The 23,195-nt window shown below is 37.8% G+C and carries 20 protein-coding genes; 12 read left to right on the top strand and 8 right to left on the bottom strand.

Going from position 1 to position 23,195, the window contains the following annotated elements:
- Positions 1-221 precede the first annotated feature (221 nt).
- The 3 genes from A6M55_RS11520 (at position 222) to A6M55_RS11510 (ending at position 3,034) form a co-directional block, all read left to right on the top strand.
- A complete protein-coding gene (locus A6M55_RS11520; protein ID WP_064197739.1) occupies positions 222-1,127 on the top strand; it encodes a DMT family transporter in 906 nt (301 codons plus the stop codon).
- A 108-nt stretch (positions 1,128-1,235) separates the two neighbouring features.
- The gene (locus tag A6M55_RS11515; RefSeq protein WP_064197738.1) at positions 1,236-2,156 is read left to right on the top strand and encodes a hypothetical protein; all 921 of its coding nucleotides are present in this window, start codon (positions 1,236-1,238) and stop codon (positions 2,154-2,156) included.
- A gap of 95 nt (positions 2,157-2,251) precedes the next feature.
- On the top strand, positions 2,252-3,034 hold the full coding sequence (locus A6M55_RS11510) for a hypothetical protein (protein ID WP_064197737.1): 783 nt from the start codon (positions 2,252-2,254) through the stop codon (positions 3,032-3,034).
- 115 nt (positions 3,035-3,149) lie between these two features.
- Here the strand turns inward: A6M55_RS11510 and atpG are convergent, their stop codons facing one another.
- Both atpG and atpA read right to left on the bottom strand, forming a co-directional pair.
- Positions 3,150-4,034 (bottom strand): ATP synthase F1 subunit gamma, encoded by an 885-nt coding sequence (gene atpG / locus A6M55_RS11505; protein WP_064197736.1) that lies wholly within the window; start codon positions 4,032-4,034, stop codon positions 3,150-3,152.
- Positions 4,035-4,135: 101 nt separating this feature from the next.
- The gene (atpA, locus tag A6M55_RS11500; RefSeq protein ID WP_064197735.1) at positions 4,136-5,713 is read right to left on the bottom strand and encodes a F0F1 ATP synthase subunit alpha; all 1,578 of its coding nucleotides are present in this window, start codon (positions 5,711-5,713) and stop codon (positions 4,136-4,138) included.
- Positions 5,714-6,036: 323 nt separating this feature from the next.
- Between atpA and A6M55_RS11490 the strand changes: the two genes are divergently transcribed.
- Together A6M55_RS11490 and A6M55_RS11485 are read left to right on the top strand one after the other, a co-directional pair.
- A complete protein-coding gene (locus A6M55_RS11490; RefSeq protein WP_064197733.1) occupies positions 6,037-6,744 on the top strand; it encodes a 2-phosphosulfolactate phosphatase in 708 nt (235 codons plus the stop codon).
- A gap of 159 nt (positions 6,745-6,903) precedes the next feature.
- A complete protein-coding gene (locus A6M55_RS11485) occupies positions 6,904-7,914 on the top strand; it encodes a dipeptide epimerase (RefSeq protein ID WP_064197732.1) in 1,011 nt (336 codons plus the stop codon).
- Between the two features lie 87 nt (positions 7,915-8,001).
- On the opposite strand, the gene A6M55_RS11480 is transcribed toward A6M55_RS11485, so the two are convergent.
- On the bottom strand, positions 8,002-8,511 hold the full coding sequence (locus tag A6M55_RS11480; protein WP_064197731.1) for a hypothetical protein: 510 nt from the start codon (positions 8,509-8,511) through the stop codon (positions 8,002-8,004).
- A gap of 125 nt (positions 8,512-8,636) precedes the next feature.
- Between A6M55_RS11480 and A6M55_RS11475 the strand changes: the two genes are divergently transcribed.
- On the top strand, positions 8,637-9,698 hold the full coding sequence (locus A6M55_RS11475) for an acyl transferase (RefSeq protein ID WP_064197730.1): 1,062 nt from the start codon (positions 8,637-8,639) through the stop codon (positions 9,696-9,698).
- Between the two features lie 91 nt (positions 9,699-9,789).
- Here A6M55_RS11475 and A6M55_RS11470 read toward each other — a convergent pair whose 3' ends face one another.
- Complete coding sequence (locus tag A6M55_RS11470; RefSeq protein ID WP_064197729.1) at positions 9,790-10,671, bottom strand: fructosamine kinase family protein; 882 nt, start codon at positions 10,669-10,671, stop codon at positions 9,790-9,792.
- 260 nt (positions 10,672-10,931) lie between these two features.
- Between A6M55_RS11470 and A6M55_RS11465 the strand changes: the two genes are divergently transcribed.
- The 3 genes from A6M55_RS11465 (at position 10,932) to A6M55_RS11455 (ending at position 13,983) form a co-directional block, all read left to right on the top strand.
- Positions 10,932-12,083 (top strand): 1-deoxy-D-xylulose-5-phosphate reductoisomerase, encoded by a 1,152-nt coding sequence (locus A6M55_RS11465; protein ID WP_064197728.1) that lies wholly within the window; start codon positions 10,932-10,934, stop codon positions 12,081-12,083.
- Between the two features lie 123 nt (positions 12,084-12,206).
- Entirely contained in the window at positions 12,207-12,938 is a 732-nt protein-coding gene (locus tag A6M55_RS11460) for an RluA family pseudouridine synthase (protein WP_064197727.1), read from the top strand.
- 103 nt (positions 12,939-13,041) lie between these two features.
- Complete coding sequence (locus A6M55_RS11455; protein WP_064197726.1) at positions 13,042-13,983, top strand: hydroxypyruvate isomerase family protein; 942 nt, start codon at positions 13,042-13,044, stop codon at positions 13,981-13,983.
- Between the two features lie 36 nt (positions 13,984-14,019).
- Here the strand turns inward: A6M55_RS11455 and A6M55_RS11450 are convergent, their stop codons facing one another.
- Positions 14,020-14,613, bottom strand: a complete 594-nt coding sequence (locus tag A6M55_RS11450) for a hypothetical protein (protein WP_064197725.1) — start codon at positions 14,611-14,613, stop codon at positions 14,020-14,022.
- Between the two features lie 121 nt (positions 14,614-14,734).
- On the opposite strand from A6M55_RS11450, the gene ispE reads away from it, so the two are divergent.
- Genes ispE through recO form a run of 3 tightly spaced genes read left to right on the top strand, consistent with a single transcriptional unit; the run spans position 14,735 to position 16,863 of the window.
- The gene (ispE, locus tag A6M55_RS11445) at positions 14,735-15,559 is read left to right on the top strand and encodes a 4-(cytidine 5'-diphospho)-2-C-methyl-D-erythritol kinase (protein ID WP_064197724.1); all 825 of its coding nucleotides are present in this window, start codon (positions 14,735-14,737) and stop codon (positions 15,557-15,559) included.
- A 40-nt stretch (positions 15,560-15,599) separates the two neighbouring features.
- Positions 15,600-16,184, top strand: coding sequence for a cytochrome c oxidase subunit 3 (locus A6M55_RS11440; RefSeq protein ID WP_064197723.1), 585 nt, complete (start codon positions 15,600-15,602; stop codon positions 16,182-16,184).
- Entirely contained in the window at positions 16,174-16,863 is a 690-nt protein-coding gene (gene recO / locus A6M55_RS11435; RefSeq protein WP_064197722.1) for a DNA repair protein RecO, read from the top strand. The genes A6M55_RS11440 and recO overlap by 11 nt, the downstream gene beginning before the upstream one ends.
- 63 nt (positions 16,864-16,926) lie before the next feature.
- Here the strand turns inward: recO and A6M55_RS11430 are convergent, their stop codons facing one another.
- From A6M55_RS11430 to A6M55_RS11420, 3 genes are all read right to left on the bottom strand, one after another.
- Positions 16,927-18,402, bottom strand: a complete 1,476-nt coding sequence (locus tag A6M55_RS11430; protein ID WP_064197721.1) for a M17 family metallopeptidase — start codon at positions 18,400-18,402, stop codon at positions 16,927-16,929.
- Positions 18,403-18,557: 155 nt separating this feature from the next.
- Positions 18,558-19,649 (bottom strand): alpha/beta hydrolase, encoded by a 1,092-nt coding sequence (locus A6M55_RS11425; protein WP_064197720.1) that lies wholly within the window; start codon positions 19,647-19,649, stop codon positions 18,558-18,560.
- A gap of 290 nt (positions 19,650-19,939) precedes the next feature.
- The gene (locus A6M55_RS11420) at positions 19,940-22,906 is read right to left on the bottom strand and encodes an FAD-binding and (Fe-S)-binding domain-containing protein (protein ID WP_064197719.1); all 2,967 of its coding nucleotides are present in this window, start codon (positions 22,904-22,906) and stop codon (positions 19,940-19,942) included.
- Positions 22,907-23,195 lie beyond the last annotated feature (289 nt).

Below are 23,195 nucleotides of genomic sequence, written 5' to 3'. Positions count from 1 at the left end.
TTCTTTAATTTTGCTTTGGTTGCCATGCTGCTAAAAAAAATGGTAAAACATAGGGTTGAATTAGCTTAAAAAATTTAACAATAGCAATAAAAAATTTGACTTTTCAAGTAATTCTAATCTTAAAAGGCTAATTTTAGACATTCTGCTATTTTTTGCTTAAATTTCTTTTAGCAAATCTATCATATTCATTCGTTCATTCTGTTAATATTTGGTTATTTTTTATGCCCAAACGCTCAAATTATTGGTTAGGAGCAGGATTGGTCTTTGGGGCAGCGTTTGGTTTTGCTTTAAAAGGAATCTTCATTAAATCGGCTTACGAGTTCGGCATTGATACGATTTCGTTGCTTTCGCTCCGATTTTTATTTTCGGTGCCATTCTATATTTTCATTTTATCTCGGAAAAGAATCCAAGAAGAATCGCACCCACAAGTACAGATGCTTACTTGGCTAAAACTCTTTGCAGTCGGTTTTGTAGGATATTATGTTTCGGCCTATTTCAATCTCTTGGGCTTGAATTATATCACGGCCAGTTTAGAGCGAATTTTGCTCTTTGTGTACCCAACTTTTGTCTTGATTCTTCGAGCAATTTTACTCAAAAAATCAATAACTCGCCTTCAATGGTTAGCTCTCGGTATCACTTATCTCGGAATCGTTTTAGCATTCTTGAAAAACTTTGATGCTCATCAGCAAAAAAACATCGGTTTGGGTGCTTTTTGGGTAATTTTGAGTGGATTCACCTATGCGTTTTATCTCATTAGTAGCGACGGCCTCATCGCAAAACTCGGTACTACACGCTTTACTTCGTGGGTGATTATCTCGGCACTTTTTCCAACAATCATTCATTGCTACATCGAAAACGGACTTGCCATTTTTAATTTTCCGATGCCTGTTTATATTATTTCGCTTTCGATGGCCGTTTTCTCAACAGTTTTGCCAACTTTTATGTTATCTGAAGGAATCAAGCATGTAGGTTCAGGTAATGCTTCAATAATTGCGAGTATTGGGCCAATTTTTACGATTTTTCTGGCAACAGCATTTTTGGGAGAAAACATCTGGCTCGAACAAATCATCGGGACATTTTTCGTCTTAATCGGTGTATTTTTAATTAGCTGGAAAGGCAAAAAGTGATAATGCAACAAAATAACGTGTAATAACGAATCATTAACACTCTATCATTATATAAGTACCACACAATTTGATTAATTTTGAAAGATTATTTGCAACAAACCTCAAAGAATGAAATATTATACTATAATTTTTAGCCTATTATTTATAATTACTGCTTGTACTAACAAAAACGAAAAAAAACAAATACAATTATCTGACAGTCAGGAGTTTAGAAAATACTGGTTTACGAATAAAGCCGAAATCAGTAGTTATGATTTACAACAAGCTCAATACGGAAAGCTCAATAAAGGCGAAGCCGTAATGGTATTTGTCAGTGAAGATTTTCGTTTGGACAAACAGGTAAAACTGGAGTCAGATGCCAAAGAAAAGGCAACACCAGTACTAAAACTCAATTTTATTAAAAAATTTGTTACGGGTATTTATGATTATTCGATGTACACATCGGTTTTCACACCTATTCAAACCAATACATTTTCTGCAACGCTCAAGGTGACAAATACTAACCAAGAGTGGTGCGGGCAGAGTTTTATGCAGCTAAATTATCACCAAAACGGGTATCAAATACTTGGGAAATCGTATTTTGAAGAAGAAGTTTCAGAAGAATGTCATATTGATTATGCCATGCTCGAAGATGAACTCTGGACAAAGATTAGGCTATTACCTATAGAACAACTACCCAAAGGCAATGTTTTGTTGATACCCAGCATGACGTTTTTGCGTTTGCGTCATAAAAAAGTGCAGGCCGAAATGACCAAAATTAAACTCGAACCCTATAAAGGCGATTCAACATTTAAGGGTAAAGACTTGATGGACTATCAAATTAAGTTTCCTGAAAGTCAGCGAGATTTAAGAATCATTTTTGAGAAAGGTTTTCCTCACCAGATTATCGGTTGGGAAGATACGTATGAAGTAAGAAAAAAGAAATTAACGTCAAGAGCAGTACTGAAAGCAACCATTCAAAATGCTTATTGGGAGAAAAACTCGCCCGCTGATACCACTTATAGAAAACTTTTAAAGTTGAAATATTGAAAGTTTAATTTTGCAATGGGTCTGCCCCAAAGGTCTGACTTGAACGTGAAAAAAGCATTTATAATTTAGGCCAATAGCCTATTAACAATAATTTGATGAAAAAGCCCAATGTCAATCACTTTCTTATCTTTTTATCATTAATATTAATTCTTGCTTCATGCGGAGAAAAAAAAGCTCAAAAAAACGAAAATAAAGCAGATGCACCAGCCATTCATACGCTTATTTTCATCGATAAAACCGCCAGTGTTGATGTATCTAAGCCTTTTGTGGCCCAAAAATACCAGCAAGCACTCAATAGTATTATCGAAGAAAATGTAAGGAAATCGGGCGATAAATTTGAGATTTACTATATTCATGAAAATACTGCCAAAGGGCGTTGCCTTTCGCTCACTTGCCGCACCGAAATGGAAGACACCGAAGGCGTAAATGCCACTGATTTAGAGGCCATTAAAACCTCTTATGACTTATCAATTAGAAAAGAACGCACCTTCATAACCAAACAAGCACTAACACGTCTCAACGCTCAAAATGATAATGCTTCCAATCGTGAAACTAATATTTTGGCGAGCCTTCCAGTCATTGCTAAAGCTTCAGAATCAGGTGCAGTAGTAAAAGTTTATTATCTGAGCGATATGGTAGAAAGTGTGAAAAGTGGTCGAGATTTTCAGATAAACCCACCAAAAGATAACTCGGAAGCAGAAAGTTGGGCAAAAGCTGATGCCGAAAAATATAAAGATTTAGCTCTGAATGGCCCTGATATTTCGATGATATTACCCTTTGAACCAACGAGTTCAATCAAAGAAAATAACCCAACAATTACACTTTATTGGTCGAAATTATTTGAAAACTTAGGTGTGATGAGTGTACAGGAGTTGTAATACAATTTTCTAAATTGTGCCAACAATGTAATGGAAAATCAAAGAATAGCATAACAAAAAACGGCGACATATCTTTCGATATATCGCCGCCTTTGTATATAAGAACTATAATCTTTTACTGTGCTTTCAAAGCCTCTGCACCACCAACAATCTCTAAGATTTCGTTAGTAATGGCTGCTTGACGACTACGGTTATACTCAATTTTCAAAGTACGAAGCAATTCGTTAGCATTATCAGTTGCTTTGTCCATTGCAGTCATTCTGGCTCCGTGTTCCGACGCATTCGAGTCAAGAACTGCTTTAAATATCTGCATTTTGATAGCTTTTGGCATTAACTCCAAAACAATCTCCTCTTCAGATGGCTCAAAGATATAATCAATAGCACCAGCTTTAGAAGTATTATCTTTTTTCTCAACCAAAGGCAAAACCTGCTCTGCACGGATAATTTGCGTTGCAGCATTTTTAAATTCGTTGAAAATAATCTCAACTACATCATACTTACCATTAGTAAAAGCTTCCATCACTTGTTCGGCAGCCTGACGAGCAGTTGCAAAATTCAAGCGTTGGAAAATATCCATATACTCAGTATTTACTTTAAAGCCACGTTTTTGTAGAGTTTCACCACCTTTCTTACCCAAAGGCATGATTTCTACTTTTCCTTTAGCAGCTTGAGGAGCATATTTCTCTTGAACAAGAGCCAATGCAGCTTTTACAACATTTGAGTTGAAAGCACCACAAAGACCTCTATCTGAGGTTACAACAATGATTAATACGTTCTCAACGGTACGTACTTTGGTATATGGACTCGTTGCTCCTACTTCTGTATTTGCCGAAACAGTTGAAATCAATTCGTTCAACTTATTCGCATACGGACGCATCTGCACAATAGCATCTTGAGCACGACGAAGTTTCGCCGCCGATACCATTTTCATTGCCTTGGTAATCTGTGTCGTAGAATTTACCGAAACAATTCTATTTCTTACTTCTTTTAATGAAGCCATCTTTTTAATTAATTAAGAATTAAAAATTGAGAATTAAAAATGAAGGTAGAATTTTTCCTTATTCTCAATTCTCAATTCTCAATTCTACATTCTTAATTGTATTAAGCGTATTTCTCTGCTAATTCTTTACCAACTTTTTTGATGATAGCTGTAATGTCATCATCTAATTTACCAGCCGCAAGTTTAGTGATAACTTCAGGATTTTGAGCTTTCAACAATGTAATAAATTCGTTTTCAAACGCTTTTACTTTGCTTACATCTACTTTATCCATTACACCATTGATTGAAGCGTAAATGATTGCTACTTGCTCACCAACTGGTGTAGGCGAGAATTGAGCTTGCTTCAAAATCTCTTGGTTTTTACGACCACGGTCGATAGTCAATTTTGTAGAAGCATCAAGGTCAGAACCAAACTTAGCAAACGCTTCCAATTCACGGAATTGTGCTTGGTCAAGTTTCAAAGTACCTGCTACTTTCTTCATTGACTTAATTTGAGCATTACCACCCACGCGTGATACCGAGATACCTACGTTAATCGCTGGACGAATACCTGCGTTGAACAAGTTAGACTCCAAGAAGATTTGACCGTCAGTAATCGAAATTACGTTAGTAGGGATGTATGCAGAAACGTCACCCGCTTGCGTTTCGATAATCGGAAGGGCTGTCAATGAACCACCACCTTTTACTTTACCTTTCAATGAAGCAGGAAGGTCGTTCATGTTGCTTGCAATCGTATCATCAGAACTGATTTTCGCAGCACGCTCCAACAAACGGCTATGTAAGTAGAAAACGTCTCCTGGATAAGCCTCACGACCTGGCGGACGACGAAGCAATAAGGATACCTCACGGTAAGCAACAGCTTGTTTAGATAAATCATCATAAACAACTAATGCTGGACGGCCAGTATCACGGAAATATTCACCGATGGCAGCACCCGTAAACGGAGCAAAGAATTGCATCGGAGATGGGTCAGAAGCACCCGCATTTACGATAACTGTGTAGTCCATTGCACCGTATTTGCGAAGTGTTTGCTCAACAGCCTTCACCGTAGATGCTTTTTGTCCACAAGCTACATAAATACAAAATACTGGTTCGCCTTTATCGTAGAATTCTTTTTGGTTGATGATGGCATCAATACAAACAGCAGTTTTACCCGTCTGACGGTCACCGATAACCAACTCACGTTGTCCACGACCGATTGGAATCATGGCGTCAATTGATTTGATACCTGTTTGTAAAGGCTCAGTTACTGGCTGACGATAGATTACACCTGGTGCTTTACGCTCCAATGGCATTTCAAAAGTTTCGCCTTGAATCGGGCCATTTCCATCGATAGGTTCTGCCAAAGTATTTACAACACGCCCTACGATTCCTTCACCTACTTTTACAGAGGCGATTTCACCTGTACGTTTTACTGTTGCTCCTTCTTTGATACCTGTCGAATCGCCTAATAATACCGCCCCTACGTTATCTTCTTCGAGGTTAAGTGCTAAGGCTTTCAAGCCATTTTCAAACGCCAGCAATTCACCGGCTTGAACTTTTGATAAACCGTATATACGTGCTACACCGTCGCCGATTTGTAGCACTGTACCAACTTCTTCGAGTTCGGCTTCGGTTCTTGAACCTGCCAATTGCTCACGCAGGATTGCCGAAACTTCATCTGGTCTAACTGATGCCATATAATTTTTTTGATGAGTTTTATTGTAGAATTTTGAATGAGTGAATGAAGGAATGAGTGAATTTGCTAAAAAAGTATTCTAACATTCTCTCATTATACCATTCACTCATTTGATTTTTCGGGTGCAAAATTACGATAGTATTTTCACAATTCCCATATTTTTAGCAGAAAAAGATAAAAAAGGTAGGATTATTTTTAGAAAACTGAATTATATTTTGAAAGTTTGTGACCAAAATCTGACATCTTTGCGAAAGTTGTCAGATTTGAGCATATTTTTTGGCATCTTTGCAGCAGTTTTTTTTATCAAGAATCATTGTTTTTAAAATGAAAAATATTGACGTTTGTTTAACACCAGATTTACTCCATCTTCATAATATTGATAATACGATTGTAATCGTTACAGATATTTTCAGAGCCACTTCTTGTATGGTCACGGGCTTTGCCTATGGCGTAAAAGCGATTATTCCCGTAGAAACCGTTGAAGAATGTCAAGCCTTACAAGCCAAAGGATTTATTGCAGCAGCCGAGCGTAATGCTCAAAAAGTAGAGGGTTTTGAACTTGACAACTCACCTTTCAGCTACATGGACGAAAAACTGATTGGCGAAAAAATTGCCATGACAACTACGAACGGCACCTATTCAATTACGAAAGCTAAGAGTTCGGCCGTAAAAGTTTTAGTTGGTGCATTCTTAAACCTCAATGCGATTGTTGAGTATTTGAAAACTCAACCTTATGATGTTTTGGTATTGTGTGCAGGCTGGAAAGGTAGAACAAATTTGGAAGATACGCTTTTTGCGGGTGCATTGGTAGATGCAGTGCAAAATGAGTTTTTTGTAGCCGAAGATAGTGCAATTATGGCCATGAGAATGTATCAACAAGCTAAAGATGACATGCTGGGCTATTTGGCCAACTCATCGCACATTCGTCGCTTGCAACGTTTGGGTATTAATAAAGACATTAGTTATTGCCTACAACGTGATTTGTATGATGTTGTTCCTGTACTTCGTGGGAATGAGTTGGTGAATATGTAGTTAATCAAAATATGGAACGCAGATTATTATGATTGTGATGATGTTTTATGATGACATCTTTATTAATCTTAAAAATCATAATAATCTGCGTTCTAAAACTTTTCTCAAAAAACTTTCACACCATTTTATCAAATCAACATCATTTTTCCTCTTCATCAAATGAAACTAAAATTCCATATTCTTACGCTGCAAATGCGGCATACTTTTACAATTGCACATGGTTCTCGTGATGATATTGATGCATTTATTGTAGAACTTCAAGACGGCGACCTCAGTGGTTATGGCGAAGCTACACCGATTCCTTATTATGGTGTTACGGCCGAAGGAATGAGAGATAAACTTACTGAATATCAGAGTATTATCGAAAACTATGAGCTTGATAGTCCCGAAGATTTTTGGGCATTTATGTATCCTTACCTAAAAAATGACCCTTTCGCACATTGTGCCTTAGACATGGCTGCTTGGGATTTGTGGGGAAAAAAACAAGGAAAACCACTGTACGAAATTTGGGGATTAGATATAAAGAAAGCTCCATATTCAAACTATACAATTGGCATTGATACCATCGAAAAAATGGTTGAAAAAATGCAAGAGTTCGATTTTCCGATTTATAAAATTAAACTCGGCACCGACCACGATGTGGAGATTGTCCGTGAACTTCGCAAGCATACTGATGCACTTTTCAGAGTAGATGCCAACTGTGCTTGGGGCGTAGAAGAAACGATTGAAAACTCAAAAGCTTTTGCCGAATTGGGCGTTGAGTTTATCGAACAGCCCATGCAAAAAGATGATTATGAACCAATGCTCGAAATAATGGCAGAGTCGGTTCTACCTCTAATTGCAGATGAAAGTTGTATCGTGGAAGAAGATGTAAAAAAATGCGTTGGGAAATTTGATGGCGTAAACATAAAACTGGCAAAATGTGGTGGAATTACGCCCGCATTACGCATGATTGCCGAAGCTCGAAGCTTAGGCCTACAAGTGATGTGTGGCTGCATGACCGAAACAAGTATCGGAATTTCGGCAATTGGCCAACTCGCACCTTTGCTTGATTATGTAGATATGGATGGCTCGATTTTAATTGCTAATGACCCTGCAACGGGTGTTTATCTCGATAAAGGTAAGCCTGTTTACCCAAAAGTAAATGGTACGGGGGCAACGCTTCTTTGAGCCCACAGCTAATGGTCAACGGTCCACAGAATACAAAAGTAATAGGAATTTTACTGTGGACTGTTGACCATCAACTGTAAACTTTCATCAAAACTCATTTAATACAATTACTTCAGACTCGGTAGTATTACTAATATTTCCTGCTCGGTCTTTGATTGTTACTTGAAACTTCAAAGAATCTTTCACTGGCGTAAATGGGTGGGGAAAATCTATCGAATAGTCAATTGTTCCTTCGATTGGGCCAGTTTTTCCATCAGTTTTTAAGCGAGGAAAATACCCAGAATATGGCACATCAGGTATAAATTCAGTAAAAACGCCTCTTCTTTTACGGAAAATTCTGATGATATAGTTAAAATCGTTTGTTAGTTCGGCTGTGTTTTTTTCTTTTTCGTTTAAACCCAAATCGCCATCACCATCTTGAAATTTAATTGTTAAGATAACAGAATCTTTTTTTGAACCCGCAAATTGGTCAATTCTGATTTCTTTTTTCAAACTTCTAAATTCAATGGCTGGTTTTACATCAAAAGATACCTCTTTATAACAACCTATTAATAAGCCTATTGCTGCTAATATGATAAATCCTGAAACCTTTTTCATCGTAATTATGTAATTTTGATTAGTCCATGGTCATTTAGATAACAGCCCACGGTTAATTTTGTGAACTATCAAGTGTCGCCTATCGACTATTTTCTGCTAATTTAGTAAAAATTATAAAATTTTCAATGAGTATTCGTGACGAACTAAAATCGGCAGTTTTACAATTGAGCGATGCCTCAGTAAGACCACACGATTTTGAAGAATTAGCTTTAGAAATCTTTCGTTTTCAAGCTGCCAGCAATTACACTTACAAAGAATACCTAAGTTTTCTGAAAGTAAATCCTACAAAAGTTAGTCGTCTGGAAAAAATCCCTTTCTTACCGATTCAGTTTTTCAAACACCATAAAATAGTGTCGGATGCTGCTCCTACACAAATAATATTTGAAAGTAGCGGCACAACTGGCGATACAACAAGCAAACATTTAGTAAGCGATTTGCCTTTCTATGAATATATCAGTCAGCAAATCTTCGAGCAGTTTTATGGCCCACTGAGCGACTTCCATATTTTAGCTTTGTTACCTTCTTACCTTGAACGAAATAATTCGTCGTTGGTGTATATGGTGCAGAGTTTTATTTATCGCACTTATTCAAGAGAATCAGGTTTTTATCTAAAAAATACTACTGAATTAATTCAACAACTCCGCCAGTTATCTAACCAAAATTCAAAGCGAAAGGTTTTGTTGATTGGCGTAACTTTTGCTTTGCTCGATTTGGCTGAATCGGGCGAAGATTTATCTTTTATGGAAAAACTAAAAGATAGATTGATTGTCATGGAAACGGGTGGAATGAAAGGTAGAAGAAAAGAACTTTTGCGTGAAGAAGTTCATGAAATTCTGACCTCAGCTTTTGGCATTGAAAAAATCCATTCGGAATATGGCATGACCGAACTACTTTCGCAAGGATATTCAAAGGGTGATGGGATTTTTGAATTACCACAAACGATGAAAGTTTTACTTCGAGAAATCAACGACCCTTTCAAGATTATTTCGACGGTTAATTTTAAAAACAACAATGAACGAACGCTCATTCGTGGTGGAATCAATGTAGTAGATTTGGCAAATATTGATTCTTGCTGCTTCATAGAAACCCAAGATTTGGGAGCATATAATATTGAAAATCAATCGTTCAGTATTATTGGCCGTTTTGATAATTCAGATATTAGAGGTTGTAATCTGATGGTAGTTTAGGTTGTAGTTTTTAGTTGCAGATTGTTTAATTTTTAAAGTAAAGAAAACAACAGGCAACTCTTTTAACAATTTATAACAAAACGAACGACTTTTACAGATACTTATTTAAAGTCCGAATCACGGGCGGTAAATAACTCGTTCCGAATAAATTTACATGAACCAATAGCGGGTATATATTATAAATCGGCACACGCATATCAAAGCGAGGTTGTAATGGATAGGCTTCATTATAAGTATCATAGAAACGCTTATCGAAGCCACCAAAAAGTGTTGTAAAGGCAATTTCCATTTCACGATTTCCGTAATAAACGGCGGGGTCAATGAGCGTTGGCTCGCCATCATTATTAGTAATTACGTTTCCTGTCCACAAATCACCGTGTAATAGTGAAGCTGGTTCGTTTGGCAACAATTCGGGTAAAACTTTATAAAATTGCTGAAATTTCTCGTATAACTCTTTGCTAATCAATTCATTATAATAAGCCAAGCCAGCTTGAAGATTTAAGCGTTTTTCGATAAAAAAACTCAACCAATCATCTTTTTGCTCATTGTTTTGGCGAAGTGAGCCTATGTAATTATCAAAATTTAGTCCAAATTTTTCGTCAGTATTTCGGTGTAAGGCGGCTATTTTCTCACCCAACATTTCCCAATAATCGAAGTTTGGCTTGGTATATTCTATGTTTTCCAGCACTAAATAATCTTGTCCGTCACGTCGTCCCCAGTTAATTACCTCAGGCACACGAATGATGTTAGTCTCACGCAATAAGTCAAGACCACGGGCTTCGGTTTCAAACATTCCTTCGTGATTTCGAGTATTATATTTCACAAAGTATTTGCCTTCGTTGGTAACTACCTGCACGGTCACGTTGATACTTCCGCCCTGCAATAGTCGATACTCGGTTACTTGAAGGTCACGCCCGAAGCTTTCAAAAAATACGCCTTCAAAAAATTGGAATTGGTCTTCAGCAGTTTGCATAGTACCCCTAATCTCTAAACACCCCCAACCCCTAAAGGGGAGTAAAAGGATGAATAGTGCATATTTTAAATTATTAAAAAAACATATCCGAATATTAGCACAATCAACTTGTTATCAACACTTTACAAGAAAAAATTCATAATTCGTAATTCGTAATTCGTAATTCAATCCGAATAGAAACGTTAAAATAAATACTTTATCATTAAATTTTCCGAACTTTGTAAAAAATTTCGGTAGATTTATTTATTTCATCCTTTTTCATGCAAAAACGTCATCTTGCTATTCTTGGTTCAACGGGTTCGATAGGAACACAAGCTCTGGAGGTTGTAGAAGCCAATCCTGATATTTTTGAAGTAGAAGTGCTTACCGCACAAAACAATGCCGATTTATTGATTGAACAGGCAGCAAAGTTTCGTCCAAACGTAGTTGTGATTTCAAACGAAGACCTTTACGATAAAGTTTTTGCAGCTCTCGACCCACTCGATATTAAAGTTTACACGGGCGAAAAATCGTTGGCTTCAGTCGTGACGATGGACTCCGTAAATATGGTGCTGACGGCCTTGGTTGGCTATGTAGGTTTAATTCCAACGGTGGCGGCCATCAAAGCAGGCAAACATATTGCATTGGCTAATAAAGAAACCTTAGTGGTAGCTGGCGAATTAGTAACCGAATTAGCTCAAAAACACAAAGTTGACATTCTGCCCGTTGATTCGGAGCATTCGGCGATATTTCAATGTTTGGTGGGAGAATTTCATAATCCCATCGAAAAGATAATTTTGACGGCTTCGGGCGGGCCTTTCCGTGGAAAAGACCGTGAGTTTTTGAAAACCGTTACGAAAGCACAGGCTCTAAAACACCCAAATTGGAGCATGGGAGCAAAAATCACGATTGATTCGGCCTCGTTGATGAATAAAGGTTTGGAAGTGATAGAAGCAAAGTGGCTTTTTGGACTTACTCCCGACCAAATTGAAGTGGTGGTGCATCCGCAAAGCATTATTCACTCAATGGTACAATTTGAAGATGGTAGCATGAAAGCCCAAATGGGTTTACCCGATATGCGTGTGCCGATTCAGTTTGCTATTGGCTATCCGAATCGCTTAAAATCTAATTTTCCGAGAATGGATTTTGCACAATTTCCCTCACTAACTTTCGAGAAGCCTGATTACGAAACTTTCCGAAATTTAGGATTTGCATTTGAAGCCCTCGAAGTTGGCGGAAACATGGCGTGTATAGTAAATGCTGCCAACGAAATAGCCGTTGCAGCTTTCTTGCGTGATGAAATCGGTTTCTTAGAAATGTCGGATTTGATTGAAGATTGCATGAAAAAAGTGAGTTTCGTGCGTACACCAACGCTCGAAGATTATATAGAAACCGACAAAGAAACCAGACGTCTGGCTTTGGAGTTTGTTTAGTAGTCGATGGTCAACAGACGACAGTCGATAGTTTTTTGAGATTTTTTGTTAAAAATCTATTCGTTTTTTAGAGAATTAGAATTCTACATCGCACGGGCGACCCCGTCTTAATTTATAAGTAAAATGGCAAAGAAACAACCATTTCAAGTAGTTTACGAAGATAATCATATCATTATCGTCAATAAAGCACAAGGTATTTTGGTGCAAGGCGATAGCACGGGCGATAAAACGCTTTCAGACTACGTAAAACATTATATTAAAGAAAAATACAACAAACCTGGGGATGTTTTCTTGGGAACAGTGCATCGCCTTGACCGCCCCGTGAGCGGTTTGGTGGTTTTTGCACGCACCTCAAAGGCTCTCGAACGCATGAACGAACTTTTCAGAAAGAGAGAAATTCAGAAAACTTATTGGGCAGTTGTGGGCAATAAACCTGAGAAAAAATCAGGAAAACTGACGAACTGGCTTGTAAAAGATGAAGCCCGAAATATTGTAAAAGCGTTTGACGAAGAAGTAGAAGGCTCACAAAAAGCCGAACTGACTTACCGTTATTTAGGTGAAATTAACCATTCGCATTTGCTCGAAGTAAATCCGATTACTGGTCGCCCGCACCAAATTCGTGTGCAGCTGGCCAAAATGGGTTGCCCGATTCGGGGCGATGTAAAATATGGTTTTCCTCGTCCAAACCTCGAAGGAAACATCAATCTTCACGCTCGACGCTTGTATTTTGTACATCCCGTAAAAAAAGAACCAATTATTTGTAAGGCAGCATTGCCCGAAAATCCATTTTGGGAAGAATTCTTAGAACTCGAACCCGAAGATGTAAAAACCGAAAATTTGGACTTTTTGTATTGAGAAAACTATTAGCGTTTGGTTTAGACCAAACGCTTTTTTTATGATATATTTGAAAGAAATTTATTCGCTCTAAAAAATTCAACCTTCAATTCTATAAAAACTAATGAATCGCAGAAACTTTCTTTCAAAAAGTGTCTTAGCCGCAGGTGCAACAAGCCTCGGAAGTACCGCCACAGCTTTGGCGGCCAACGATTTGGCTTCTTCGCCAACAAACGCAGCTCCGTATAAATACAAACTTTTGTATGCTCCGCATTTCGGAATGTTTGAAAATTCGGCAGGAAAAGACCTTTTCGACCAACTTAAATTCATGGCCGATAATGGTTTCATGGCTCTTGAAGATAACGGCATGTTAGGTCGTTCGGTGGAAACACAAACTAAAATCGGAGAAACACTTGCCAAACTCGGCATGAAAATGGGCGTTTTTGTGGTAGATGGTGGCGATAACTGGAAAGTTTCGTTGGCAACTGGCAAAAAAGAATTTCTTGAAAACTTTTTAAAAACTTGTCGTGCCTCAGTCGAAACCGCCAAACGTTGTAATGCAAAATACATGACAGTCGTGCCTGGCTATTTCGAGCGAAATCTTCCTTTGGGTATCCAAACCGCCAATGTAATTGATGCTTTGCGTCGTGCGTCTGATATTTTTGAGCCGCATAACCTAACGATGGTACTTGAACCGTTGAGCGATAACGCTGATTTATTCTTGCGTTATTCCGACCAAAGTTACATGATTTGTAAGGCCGTAAACAGCCCATCGTGCAAAATTTTGTTTGATATGTGGCACATGCAGCGAAACGAAGGCCGCATGACTCGAAATATGGATTTATGTTGGGAAGAAATTGCATACTTCCAAATCGGAGATGAGCCAGGTCGAAAAGAGCCAACAACTGGTGAAATTAACTACAAAAGCCTTTTCAAGCATATTTACGATAAAGCAAAAGCCAACAATCAAGAGTTTATTATGGGTATGGAACACGGCAATTTTGCGAAAGGCAAAGAAGGCGAAACCAAACTTATTGAGGCATATCAATGGAGTGATAATTTTTAATATAATACAAAAAGGGAAGCGACGCTTCCCTTTTTGTTACTTCAAGTCTTCCAATTTCCCTAAATCAATATCATCAAGCGTATCCTTGATTTTATCGACTGCTACATTTCTTCCTTTTACAGATACCACAAAACGCTTAGCTACAATTACAGCCATTTCTCCATCATTATTTTTAGAATTATACTTCTCGTAAGCCTTATTCCCTTTATAGGTTGTCGTTTTTTCGTAGCCGTTTTCGGTTTCTTTGTCCATATCCATCATCGACCACGCAGCCATTCCCATCAAAGCCCCAGTTCCTGCTACGTCAATGATATTCACTTCTATTGAACTATCATCATTCTTATATCTTGCCTCCGCCTTCGATACCATAAAACCCATTGCCCCTACTTTTTCGCTTTCGGCACTTTTGCGGGCTAAACCTGCGGCCTCTTCGGGCAGAAGCTCCTTCAAAAGTTTGGCATCAACCACTTCTTTCGGTTCTTCGTTCGACATATTCTCGGCTTCCTTCGTAATCTTATCGACCAATTCCATAGCCTTTTCTTGCTCGGTTTGCTCCTCTTTTTTCTTTCCACAGTTACTTAAAAATATACTTATCGCCAACAGCGACACCAAAAGTCTCATTGTTTTCATATTTTTTGACTGTTAAAGGGTTAATTTTAAAGTAAGTTAAGCGTTTTATGAAAAACTTAAAATTGTTTTACTATTTATTTACTGAGCGGTTGAGTAAATTTGGATTTTGAAATCAGACTCAATGCTTACATTTCCAAACGCCAAAATAAATATTGGCTTAAATATTACCGAAAAACGCTCCGATGGTTTTCATAACATCGAGTCGGTATTTTACCCTGTCGAGTGGTGCGATGCTCTCGAAATTATTCCCAACCAAAATCCTGATGCTACAAACGCTGTTTTCCAGAGTTCGGGTTTGGCTATTCCTGGCAATGAAAGCTCAAATCTATGCCTAAAAGCATGGAATTTATTGCAAGACCGTATCAGCGTTCCGCCAATGATTCATCTGCACAAAGTCATTCCGATGGGTGCAGGCTTGGGCGGTGGCTCAGCCGATGGAGCTTTTACACTAAAAATGCTCAACGATGTCTATGAACTAAAACTAAACAACGATGAATTAAGGGATTTTGCCCGAAAACTGGGTTCGGATTGTGCATTTTTCATCGAAAATAGACCCGTTTTTTGCTTTAATAAAGGTGATGAATTTGAAGATTTTACACTTGATTTGAAAGGAAAGTTTGTGGTTTTAGTAAATCCCGATATTCATATTTCTACGGCCGAAGCGTATTCGGGTGTATCGCCAAAAAAGCCCCAAATAGCTCTAAAAACGGCACTTTCGCAACCAATTTCTGAATGGAAAAAAATAGTTAAAAACGATTTTGAAGAAATGTTGTTATTAAAGTATCCGACCATTGCCGACGTAAAAGAAACACTCTATCAAGCGGGAGCAGTTTATGCTTCAATGACAGGTTCTGGTTCGACAGTCTATGGTATTTTCGAGCAAGAAACGGACTTGAAAAGTAGTTTCCCAAACTTCGCAATGTGGCAAGGATTCTTTAAAATCTAATCACCATAAACAAGCACTCCCCTTTAGGGGCAGGGGGTCTATGAATCGACTTACAAAACGCCGTGAACCATTTGCTTTCATGCTGTATTTAGCCATTGTTGGTAGCGGGCTATTATTTTTCTTTTTACTCTTGGTTTTTATCACCAAAGAGGCACGTAATCAGGATATTCCGCTAAAAATCCCTGGCGTATTTTGGGTGAGTACATTCGTGATTTTTGCCAGTAGTTTGACGCTTCAAGGTGCAAATAAAGCCTTTAAGGAAGAACGTTTTCGTAGTTACCGACTCAATATTAGCATTACGCTTTTGGGGGGTATTTTGTTTATTATTTTGCAGGGGATTGGGTGGCAAAAAATGCTTTCAGCAGGCATAACGATGGCCAATAATACGGGCGGAATGTTTATTTATGTACTTTCGGGACTGCACATTTTGCATACACTTGGTGGACTAATTGCCTTGGCATCGGCCAATAAAGATGCGTTTCAGCGAATGCAATATGTCGATTCTTTTGTTTATAGTGTAAATCCACCTAACCAACTGAAAATCAAGCTAATAAGCATTTATTGGCACTTTATAGATATTCTCTGGATTATCCTTTTTCTCTTTTTACTTTACCATGCTTCATAAAACTCGGGGAATAGTTATTAGCTATATTCGTTATCGAGAAACATCAATTATTGTAAAAATTTATACCGAAAAATTCGGTATTCAATCTTTTATTGAAAACGGTGTAAGAAGTAGCAAAGGCAAAAACAGAATCGCACTTTTTCAGCCGCTTTCGCTGCTCGATATGGTGGTTTATCATGATGAAAAGAAAGACCTTCACCGAATTTCGGAGATAAAATCAAGTTTTCCTTTTCGCACCCTTCCTTACGAAATTCATAAATTAAGTATCGGAATGTTTTTGGATGAAATCTTGAATAAAACGCTGAAAGAACATACTGAAAATGAAGTTTTATTCGATTTCCTTTATCATTCGCTCATTTTTCTGGATGAAACCGAAGAACATTTCGAGAACTTTCACTTGATTTTTTTGCTAAAATATGCATTCTTTTTAGGATTTTCACCACAAGATTCGAGCGAAATCGTATCGCAATTCAAGGAATTTAATGCCATGATTCCATTTGATACCGACTACCAAAAACTCATGAATCAGCTAATCTTTGCCGATTATCAAACGCCCCTACTTATGAGCAGAGGCGTAAGAAATCATTTACTTGAAGTTATAATTGTTTTCTACCAAATCCATTTTGAAGAGTTTGGAGAAATAAAATCATTGCAGGTTTTGCGAGAGGTACTTAGTTAATGGGTAATGTAAAATGGAGAATGGATAATTAAGAAAGAATAAATCATTATCAATTCTCCATTATCAATTCATTCTCCTCATCCATGTAGTCAATAAATTTACGCCATAAGCAGTGGCTGATTTCATTTTGGCAAATTCTGAGTCACCAAAGGCCAAGCCTGCAATATCAAAGTGAGCCCAGTTTGTATGGCCATCAATAAAAAACTCTAAGAATTTAGCGGCGGTAATTGCCCCTGCAATAGGTGCTGATGAAAGATTTTTAATATCGGCCACATCCGAATTCATCATATCTTTATAGTCGTCCCAAAGTGGTAAACGCCACAGTTTTTCGCCAGTTTCTTGTCCGATTTCAAGTAATTCATTGGCCAATTTGTCGTTGTTCGAGAGCAATCCTGCGGCAGCATAACCCAAGGCTGCAATACAATTGCCTGTGAGCGTTGCTAAATCGATGATTACATCTGGCTCGAAATTTTTCTTGATGTAAGAAAGTCCATCAGCTAAAATCAATCTTCCTTCGGCATCGGTATCAATGACTTCAATGGTTTTACCTGAATACGAAGAGATCACTTCACTTGGTTTCAAAGCATTTCCATCAACGCAATTTTCCGTCGAAGGAATTACGCCAATCAAATGCACTGGTAGTTTTAGTTTGGCAGCCAATTCCATTGCCCCCAAAACTGCTCCTGCTCCACCCATATCTGACTTCATATAACTCATACTTGCCGAACCTTTGATTGAAATTCCGCCAGTATCAAAAGTCACACCCTTGCCTACTAAACCAATCTTTTTGCCTTTTTCTGATGAATTATTATTATACTCCATCACAATAAACCGTGCTGGGTTTTCGGTACTTCCACGACCAACTGCTAAAAGTGCGTGTAAACCAAGTTCGAGGCATTGTTTTTCATCGTAAACTTTTACATCAAAACCGTATTTTTTACCTGATTCTATGGCAAATTCGGCGATTTTTTGTGGATATTTATAATTGGCAGGTGCATCAACCAGAGCCATGATTCGGGCTTGCGTTTCGGCAATTGCTTGCCCTGATTGGGCTGATTTTTCGGCACTTTCTAAGTAATTTTCAGCTACTTGAATTTCTAAAACGGCTTCTTCAGTAAAAAACTCAGCTACTTTTTTTGCATCAGTTTTATATACACCCACTTCGTATTCGGCCAAACAAAGTCCATTGACAATTTGCTCAGTGTACGCTTCCAAACCCGCCAATTTCAGCTTCAAACCAACATTTTTAGGTAGTTTTTTCTTTGAATTATAGAAAAACGAACGAAAAACTTTCACAAAATCAATCGCTTTTGGAGCTTTCCCCAGACCTAAAAGATATACTTTTTCGAGTCCTTCGATGGCACCATACAAAGCTAATGTTTCTTTTGCTCCTGCCTTAAAATCTTGTTGTAGTGTTTCGGCACTAATCCCAACGTGTTTGGCAATTTTTGAAAGGTTTTCACCCAATTTTTCATTATCTACCAACGGAAAGATAATGGTTTTAGCTGCGGTGTTATTGGTTGTTATGTTGATTTTCATATTTATCAAGATTTCATATTTAAAAGTATAAGATTAGAAGGCTGACGGCTGGCCGCCGCCATACAAGTAACGCTGATTTTATAGATTATTAAATCCATCAAAATCAGCGTTGTATACACCTTAACTATTAAGGTTTCAGCTTTCTATTAAAACTCTCAGAAAAATAACCATTCTATCGCTTTGGGAAACTCTTGTCCCCAGCGTTTTTCATTATGTTCGCCTTTGGGGTCAGTCGAAAGTTTGATTTGTATTTTCTCAGCATCCCAACCTTGACTTTCTATCGACTCTTTCATTTTTTTGACATTTGGAATCATCGCTGAGCCTTCTTTTCCTCCACCATATAAATAGATTTTTGTATCGAGAGGATTAAAAAACTCAATAGCATCGAAGTAGATTTTAGGAGAAACCCACAAAGCAGGCGAAAGCACCATCAAGCGACCAATAGTTTCGGGGTACATCAAACCAGCATAAATACTAATCAAACCACCCATCGAACTGCCACCAATTCCAGTAAATTGTCGCTCAGTTTTAGTGCGATAATTGGCATCAATGTATGGTTTTAGATTACGCACAATAAAATTGGCGTACTTCATGCCCAAACCTTTACCTTTTTTCTCGACAGTGTAAGGTGAATATTCATTGAAACGCTCTTCTTCGCCGTGTTCGATGGCCACAATAATTACATCACCCAATTCTTTTTTGGTCAAAAGCGAAAGGCGTTTATCAATTTCCCAGTTACCGTAGCTTGACCCTTTCCCAAAAAGATTTTGGGCATCTTGCATATATAAAACTGGATAATGTTTGTCAAGATTTTGGTCATAATCGTGCGGGAGAAGAATATAAACTTTCCGTGTTTTGCTTAATTGAGGAATTTCGAATTTTTCAGAAACCACCTGCACTTTGGGCATCAATTTTTTGATGAATGCCGTAGAGCCATCGTGTCGCCAATAAGGCACAAAATCGGCATAATTACCTGCTAATTTATCAATTACTCGATTACTTGGTGCGTTTCCGTAAGTATCCAGCTCAACAAAATCCCAGCCACCACGTGTGTATTTATATTCTATTTTTTCAGGAAGTGCTACTTCTGGGGCAAATGTAAATTTGTATTTTCCCTTGCTCACACGCTTCATTTCAAAATCTGACACATCGGGATTCCATTCACAAAAATTACCTGATAAATATACAGGTCGTTCGTCGTCAACAGGGGTTGTCAACTCTAAACTTAATAAATTTCGGTTACTCATTTTTACTTTTTTAGTGGGTACGTAAGTGTAAGTAAGAATTAAAACACGTTACACTCTTATAATGTTCCAGCAATCTACCTACTGAATGTACCATTAGAACTCAGATTCACTTTTATAGCCATCTAAGGCTAAATTTTTCAACAATTTTAAACAAAAACATTAATATAAAAATACAAAAACTATATTTACTCAGCAAAAACTCGAAAAATTCATAAAAACTACCACTATAAAACAAAATTGGCGATGTATTTTTTTGAAAAACATCGCCAAAAGATATAAACACCTAAGAATCAGACCAATGCTTGCCAAAGAATCTCAACAGGGTGTAAGGCTTTTCGGCCTGTTCCGTCATGAATTTGGTGGCGACAGCTTGTTCCTGGGGCAGCAATCATTACTTCTTCGGGTTGTTTTCTGACCGTCGGGAAAAGCACTAATTCACCAATTTTCATTGATAAATCATAATGTTCTTTTTCGTAACCAAACGAACCCGCCATTCCGCAACAACCCGATGGAATGAGATGCACTTCATAGTTTTTAGGCAATGACAGTATTTTTTTAGTCGGTGTTAAAGAAGCAACTGCTTTTTGTTGGCAATGTCCGTGTAATTTAATGAGGCGTTTTTCACTGGTAAAGCTTTCAGCCGTGATGCGTTTTGCGTCAATTTCACGGGCAATAAACTCATCAATCATCAAAGCGTTTTTGGCAAGTTTTTTAGCCGATTCTACCAAATTTGCTTCAACTAAATCGGGGTATTCGTCTCTGAAAGTCAAAATTGCCGAAGGTTCAATTCCGATGATTGGCGTTTCTTCGGTGACGACATCTTTCAACAATGCCACATTTTGATTGGCCAATTTTTGGGCATCTTTCAGTAATCCCTTCGATAAATACGCACGTCCTGAATCAACGTGGTCTGGGATAATTACCTCATAACCAAGCTTATTGAGTAAATCAAGTGCTTTTTTACCAATTTCAACATCATTGAAATTCGTAAATTCATCACAGAATAAATATACTTTCTTTCCTGATTTAGAATCCGTTTTCTCCGATTTTTTATACCATTGTTTGAGTGTATTGTTACTCAAAAGTGGCATTGTTCGATCAGGATGAAAACCAATCAAACGATTAGCAATTTTACGCAAAGGAGCATTTCCGAGAACCAAATTATAAGCCCATGGCACATACGATGCAATATTACTCATTTTTGAATAATTGCCAATCAACCAAGACCGCATCGGAACACCGTTTTTCTCTTGATAATGCTGCAAAAACTCCATTTTCAACTTCGCCACATCAACATTCGATGGACATTCTGATTTACAACCTTTGCATAAAAGACACAAATCCATTACTTCTTTAACCTCTTTGCTATCAAAACGGTCGAGCTTGTCGGAGTTTGTGAGTACTTCACGCAAAATATTGGCTCTGGCACGAGTAGTATCTTTTTCGTTGCGGGTAGCCATATAACTCGGACACATCGTTCCGCCGCTCAACTCGGTCTTACGGCAATCGCCCGAACCATTACATTGCTCAGCGTGCTGGAGGATATTTTGGTTATTGAATCGGAAAATTGTTTCAAATTCTGGCACTTTATGGTCGGCTTCGTAGCGAAGGAATTTATCCATCGGAGGCGTATCGACAATTTTATTTGGGTTGAAGATATTTTGTTCGTCCCAAACTTTTTTCAAATCTTTGATTAGTGCGTAGTTTTTCTCGCCAATTTGCTGACGAATAAATTCACCACGCAAACGCCCATCTCCGTGTTCGCCCGAAAGTGACCCTTTATATTTTTTTACTAAAGTCGAAATCTCTTCGGCAATCAATCTAAACTGGCGGTGTCCTTCGGCTGTTTTCAGATTAATGATTGGTCGAAGGTGAATCTCGCCCGAACCTGCATGGGCATAATGCACCGATGACATGCCATTTTTAGTCAGAATTTCATTAAATTCTCTAATAAAATCTGGCAAATCGTTTACATCAACGGCCGTATCTTCGATAACTGCCACAGCTTTTTCATCGCCTGGGAGGTTAGAAAGAAGCCCCAAACCCGCTTTGCGAAGCGTCCAAATCTTTTTAGTGTCTTCGCCGAAAAGAATCGGAAAATGATAACCCAAGCCAGCGGCACGCATTTCGGCTTCCATTTCGGTAGCTCGAGATTTTACTTCGTCAATATCATCGTTTGAAAGTTCTACCACCAAAATCGCACCAGGGTCGCCTTGCACAAAGAAACGATTTTGACTTTGTTCTTTATTTTCTTTCGTACACTCTAAAATATAATGGTCGATTAATTCAACGGCCGTAGGTTTGTATTTGAGAGCAATCAAGTTTGCTCTTAAAGATTCATCCACTGAATTGACATGCACACACACCAAGCCTTGTACTTTTGGCGGTAGTGGATTGACATGAAGTTTTATTTCGGTAATAAACATCAACGTTCCTTCCGAACCAGCAATCAGTTTGCAGAAGTTAAAAGCACCACCCGAAGAAACGCCAGCCAAAGGTGGAGTTTTGATGGTTTCGTTTTTGCCTTGTTTTGTAAAAACTTCGGTTTCCAGAAGTTCATCAATGGCATAGCCTGTATTACGACGCTCGATGCTCATCTTCGGAAATTCTTTACGAATTTCGTTTTGATTGTCTTCGTCGCTCAAAATAGTATTAATATGGTTGTAAATTCGCCCTTCAAGAGTTGTAGTATTATTCAGTTTTTGTTTGAATTCTTCAAGACTTAAATTTTTGAACTCAACAAAAGAGCCATCACTCAAAAAGCCTTTTACTTCCATCAAGTGGTTTCGGGTACTTCCATAAACCACCGAATTTGAGCCACATGAATTGTTTCCTACCATTCCGCCAATCATAGCACGATTTGCTGTTGAGGTTTCGGGGCCGAAGAATAGTCCGTTTTGTTTCAAGAAGAAATTCAATTCATCTCGCACAACTCCCGGTTGTACTATTACCCATCGCTCTTCTTTGTTTAGTTCAAGTATTTTAGTAAAAGTACGAGATACATCAACGATAATACCATTGCCCACCACTTGCCCAGCCAAGGAAGTACCAGCAGTACGAGGAATAAGCGAAGTATTATTTTTACGAGCAAAAGCTATCAATTTTTGAATGTCGGATTCATCTTTCGGAATTGCTACTGCCAGTGGCATTTCACGGTAAGCAGAAGCATCAGTAGCATACAGCGTACGCATGACATCATCCAGATAAAACTCTCCGGCCAATTCTTTGGCCAGTTGCTGTAATTGTTGATTAATCATTGATTCTCAAAGTTTTTGAATTTTTCAAAGATATTCATTTTTTAAGTTTACCATCAAAAAACAATATCTGTAAACATATTATCTTAAAAAAATACAAATCGAACCCTTACTGGTCGATTCGTTAATAATTAATTTAGTTGTTGACTTTGAAGCAATAATTGATGCGTGAAATGGGATTACAAAATTACGACTAAAAACCTAAAGCCATATTGTTTTTGTACAATTTTTAAAAATTGAATTATTTAAAGAAATTTTATTTTTTAATATAAAATTTTGGACTTTATATATT

The organism is Emticicia sp. MM, assembly GCF_001649495.1.
The sequence above is the reverse complement of the archived record's forward strand: the minus strand, read 5'-3'. Positions and strand labels throughout refer to the sequence as shown.

What these genes read in the sequence shown, in the direction of transcription:
- atpG (WP_064197736.1), bottom strand. Translation starts at nt 4,034, where the DNA reads ATGGCTTCATTAAAAGAAGTAAGAAATAGAATTGTTTCGGTAAATTCT.
- A6M55_RS11490 (WP_064197733.1), top strand. Translation starts at nt 6,037, where the DNA reads ATGAAAAATATTGACGTTTGTTTAACACCAGATTTACTCCATCTTCAT.
- A6M55_RS11465 (WP_064197728.1), top strand. Translation starts at nt 10,932, where the DNA reads ATGCAAAAACGTCATCTTGCTATTCTTGGTTCAACGGGTTCGATAGGA.
- atpA (WP_064197735.1), bottom strand. Translation starts at nt 5,713, where the DNA reads ATGGCATCAGTTAGACCAGATGAAGTTTCGGCAATCCTGCGTGAGCAA.
- A6M55_RS11420 (WP_064197719.1), bottom strand. Translation starts at nt 22,906, where the DNA reads ATGATTAATCAACAATTACAGCAACTGGCCAAAGAATTGGCCGGAGAG.
- A6M55_RS11450 (WP_064197725.1), bottom strand. Translation starts at nt 14,613, where the DNA reads ATGAAAACAATGAGACTTTTGGTGTCGCTGTTGGCGATAAGTATATTT.
- A6M55_RS11485 (WP_064197732.1), top strand. Translation starts at nt 6,904, where the DNA reads ATGAAACTAAAATTCCATATTCTTACGCTGCAAATGCGGCATACTTTT.
- A6M55_RS11440 (WP_064197723.1), top strand. Translation starts at nt 15,600, where the DNA reads ATGAATCGACTTACAAAACGCCGTGAACCATTTGCTTTCATGCTGTAT.
- A6M55_RS11470 (WP_064197729.1), bottom strand. Translation starts at nt 10,671, where the DNA reads ATGCAAACTGCTGAAGACCAATTCCAATTTTTTGAAGGCGTATTTTTT.
- A6M55_RS11510 (WP_064197737.1), top strand. Translation starts at nt 2,252, where the DNA reads ATGAAAAAGCCCAATGTCAATCACTTTCTTATCTTTTTATCATTAATA.
- A6M55_RS11460 (WP_064197727.1), top strand. Translation starts at nt 12,207, where the DNA reads ATGGCAAAGAAACAACCATTTCAAGTAGTTTACGAAGATAATCATATC.
- A6M55_RS11515 (WP_064197738.1), top strand. Translation starts at nt 1,236, where the DNA reads ATGAAATATTATACTATAATTTTTAGCCTATTATTTATAATTACTGCT.
- A6M55_RS11480 (WP_064197731.1), bottom strand. Translation starts at nt 8,511, where the DNA reads ATGAAAAAGGTTTCAGGATTTATCATATTAGCAGCAATAGGCTTATTA.
- ispE (WP_064197724.1), top strand. Translation starts at nt 14,735, where the DNA reads ATGCTTACATTTCCAAACGCCAAAATAAATATTGGCTTAAATATTACC.
- A6M55_RS11430 (WP_064197721.1), bottom strand. Translation starts at nt 18,402, where the DNA reads ATGAAAATCAACATAACAACCAATAACACCGCAGCTAAAACCATTATC.
- A6M55_RS11425 (WP_064197720.1), bottom strand. Translation starts at nt 19,649, where the DNA reads ATGAGTAACCGAAATTTATTAAGTTTAGAGTTGACAACCCCTGTTGAC.
- recO (WP_064197722.1), top strand. Translation starts at nt 16,174, where the DNA reads ATGCTTCATAAAACTCGGGGAATAGTTATTAGCTATATTCGTTATCGA.
- A6M55_RS11475 (WP_064197730.1), top strand. Translation starts at nt 8,637, where the DNA reads ATGAGTATTCGTGACGAACTAAAATCGGCAGTTTTACAATTGAGCGAT.
- A6M55_RS11455 (WP_064197726.1), top strand. Translation starts at nt 13,042, where the DNA reads ATGAATCGCAGAAACTTTCTTTCAAAAAGTGTCTTAGCCGCAGGTGCA.
- A6M55_RS11520 (WP_064197739.1), top strand. Translation starts at nt 222, where the DNA reads ATGCCCAAACGCTCAAATTATTGGTTAGGAGCAGGATTGGTCTTTGGG.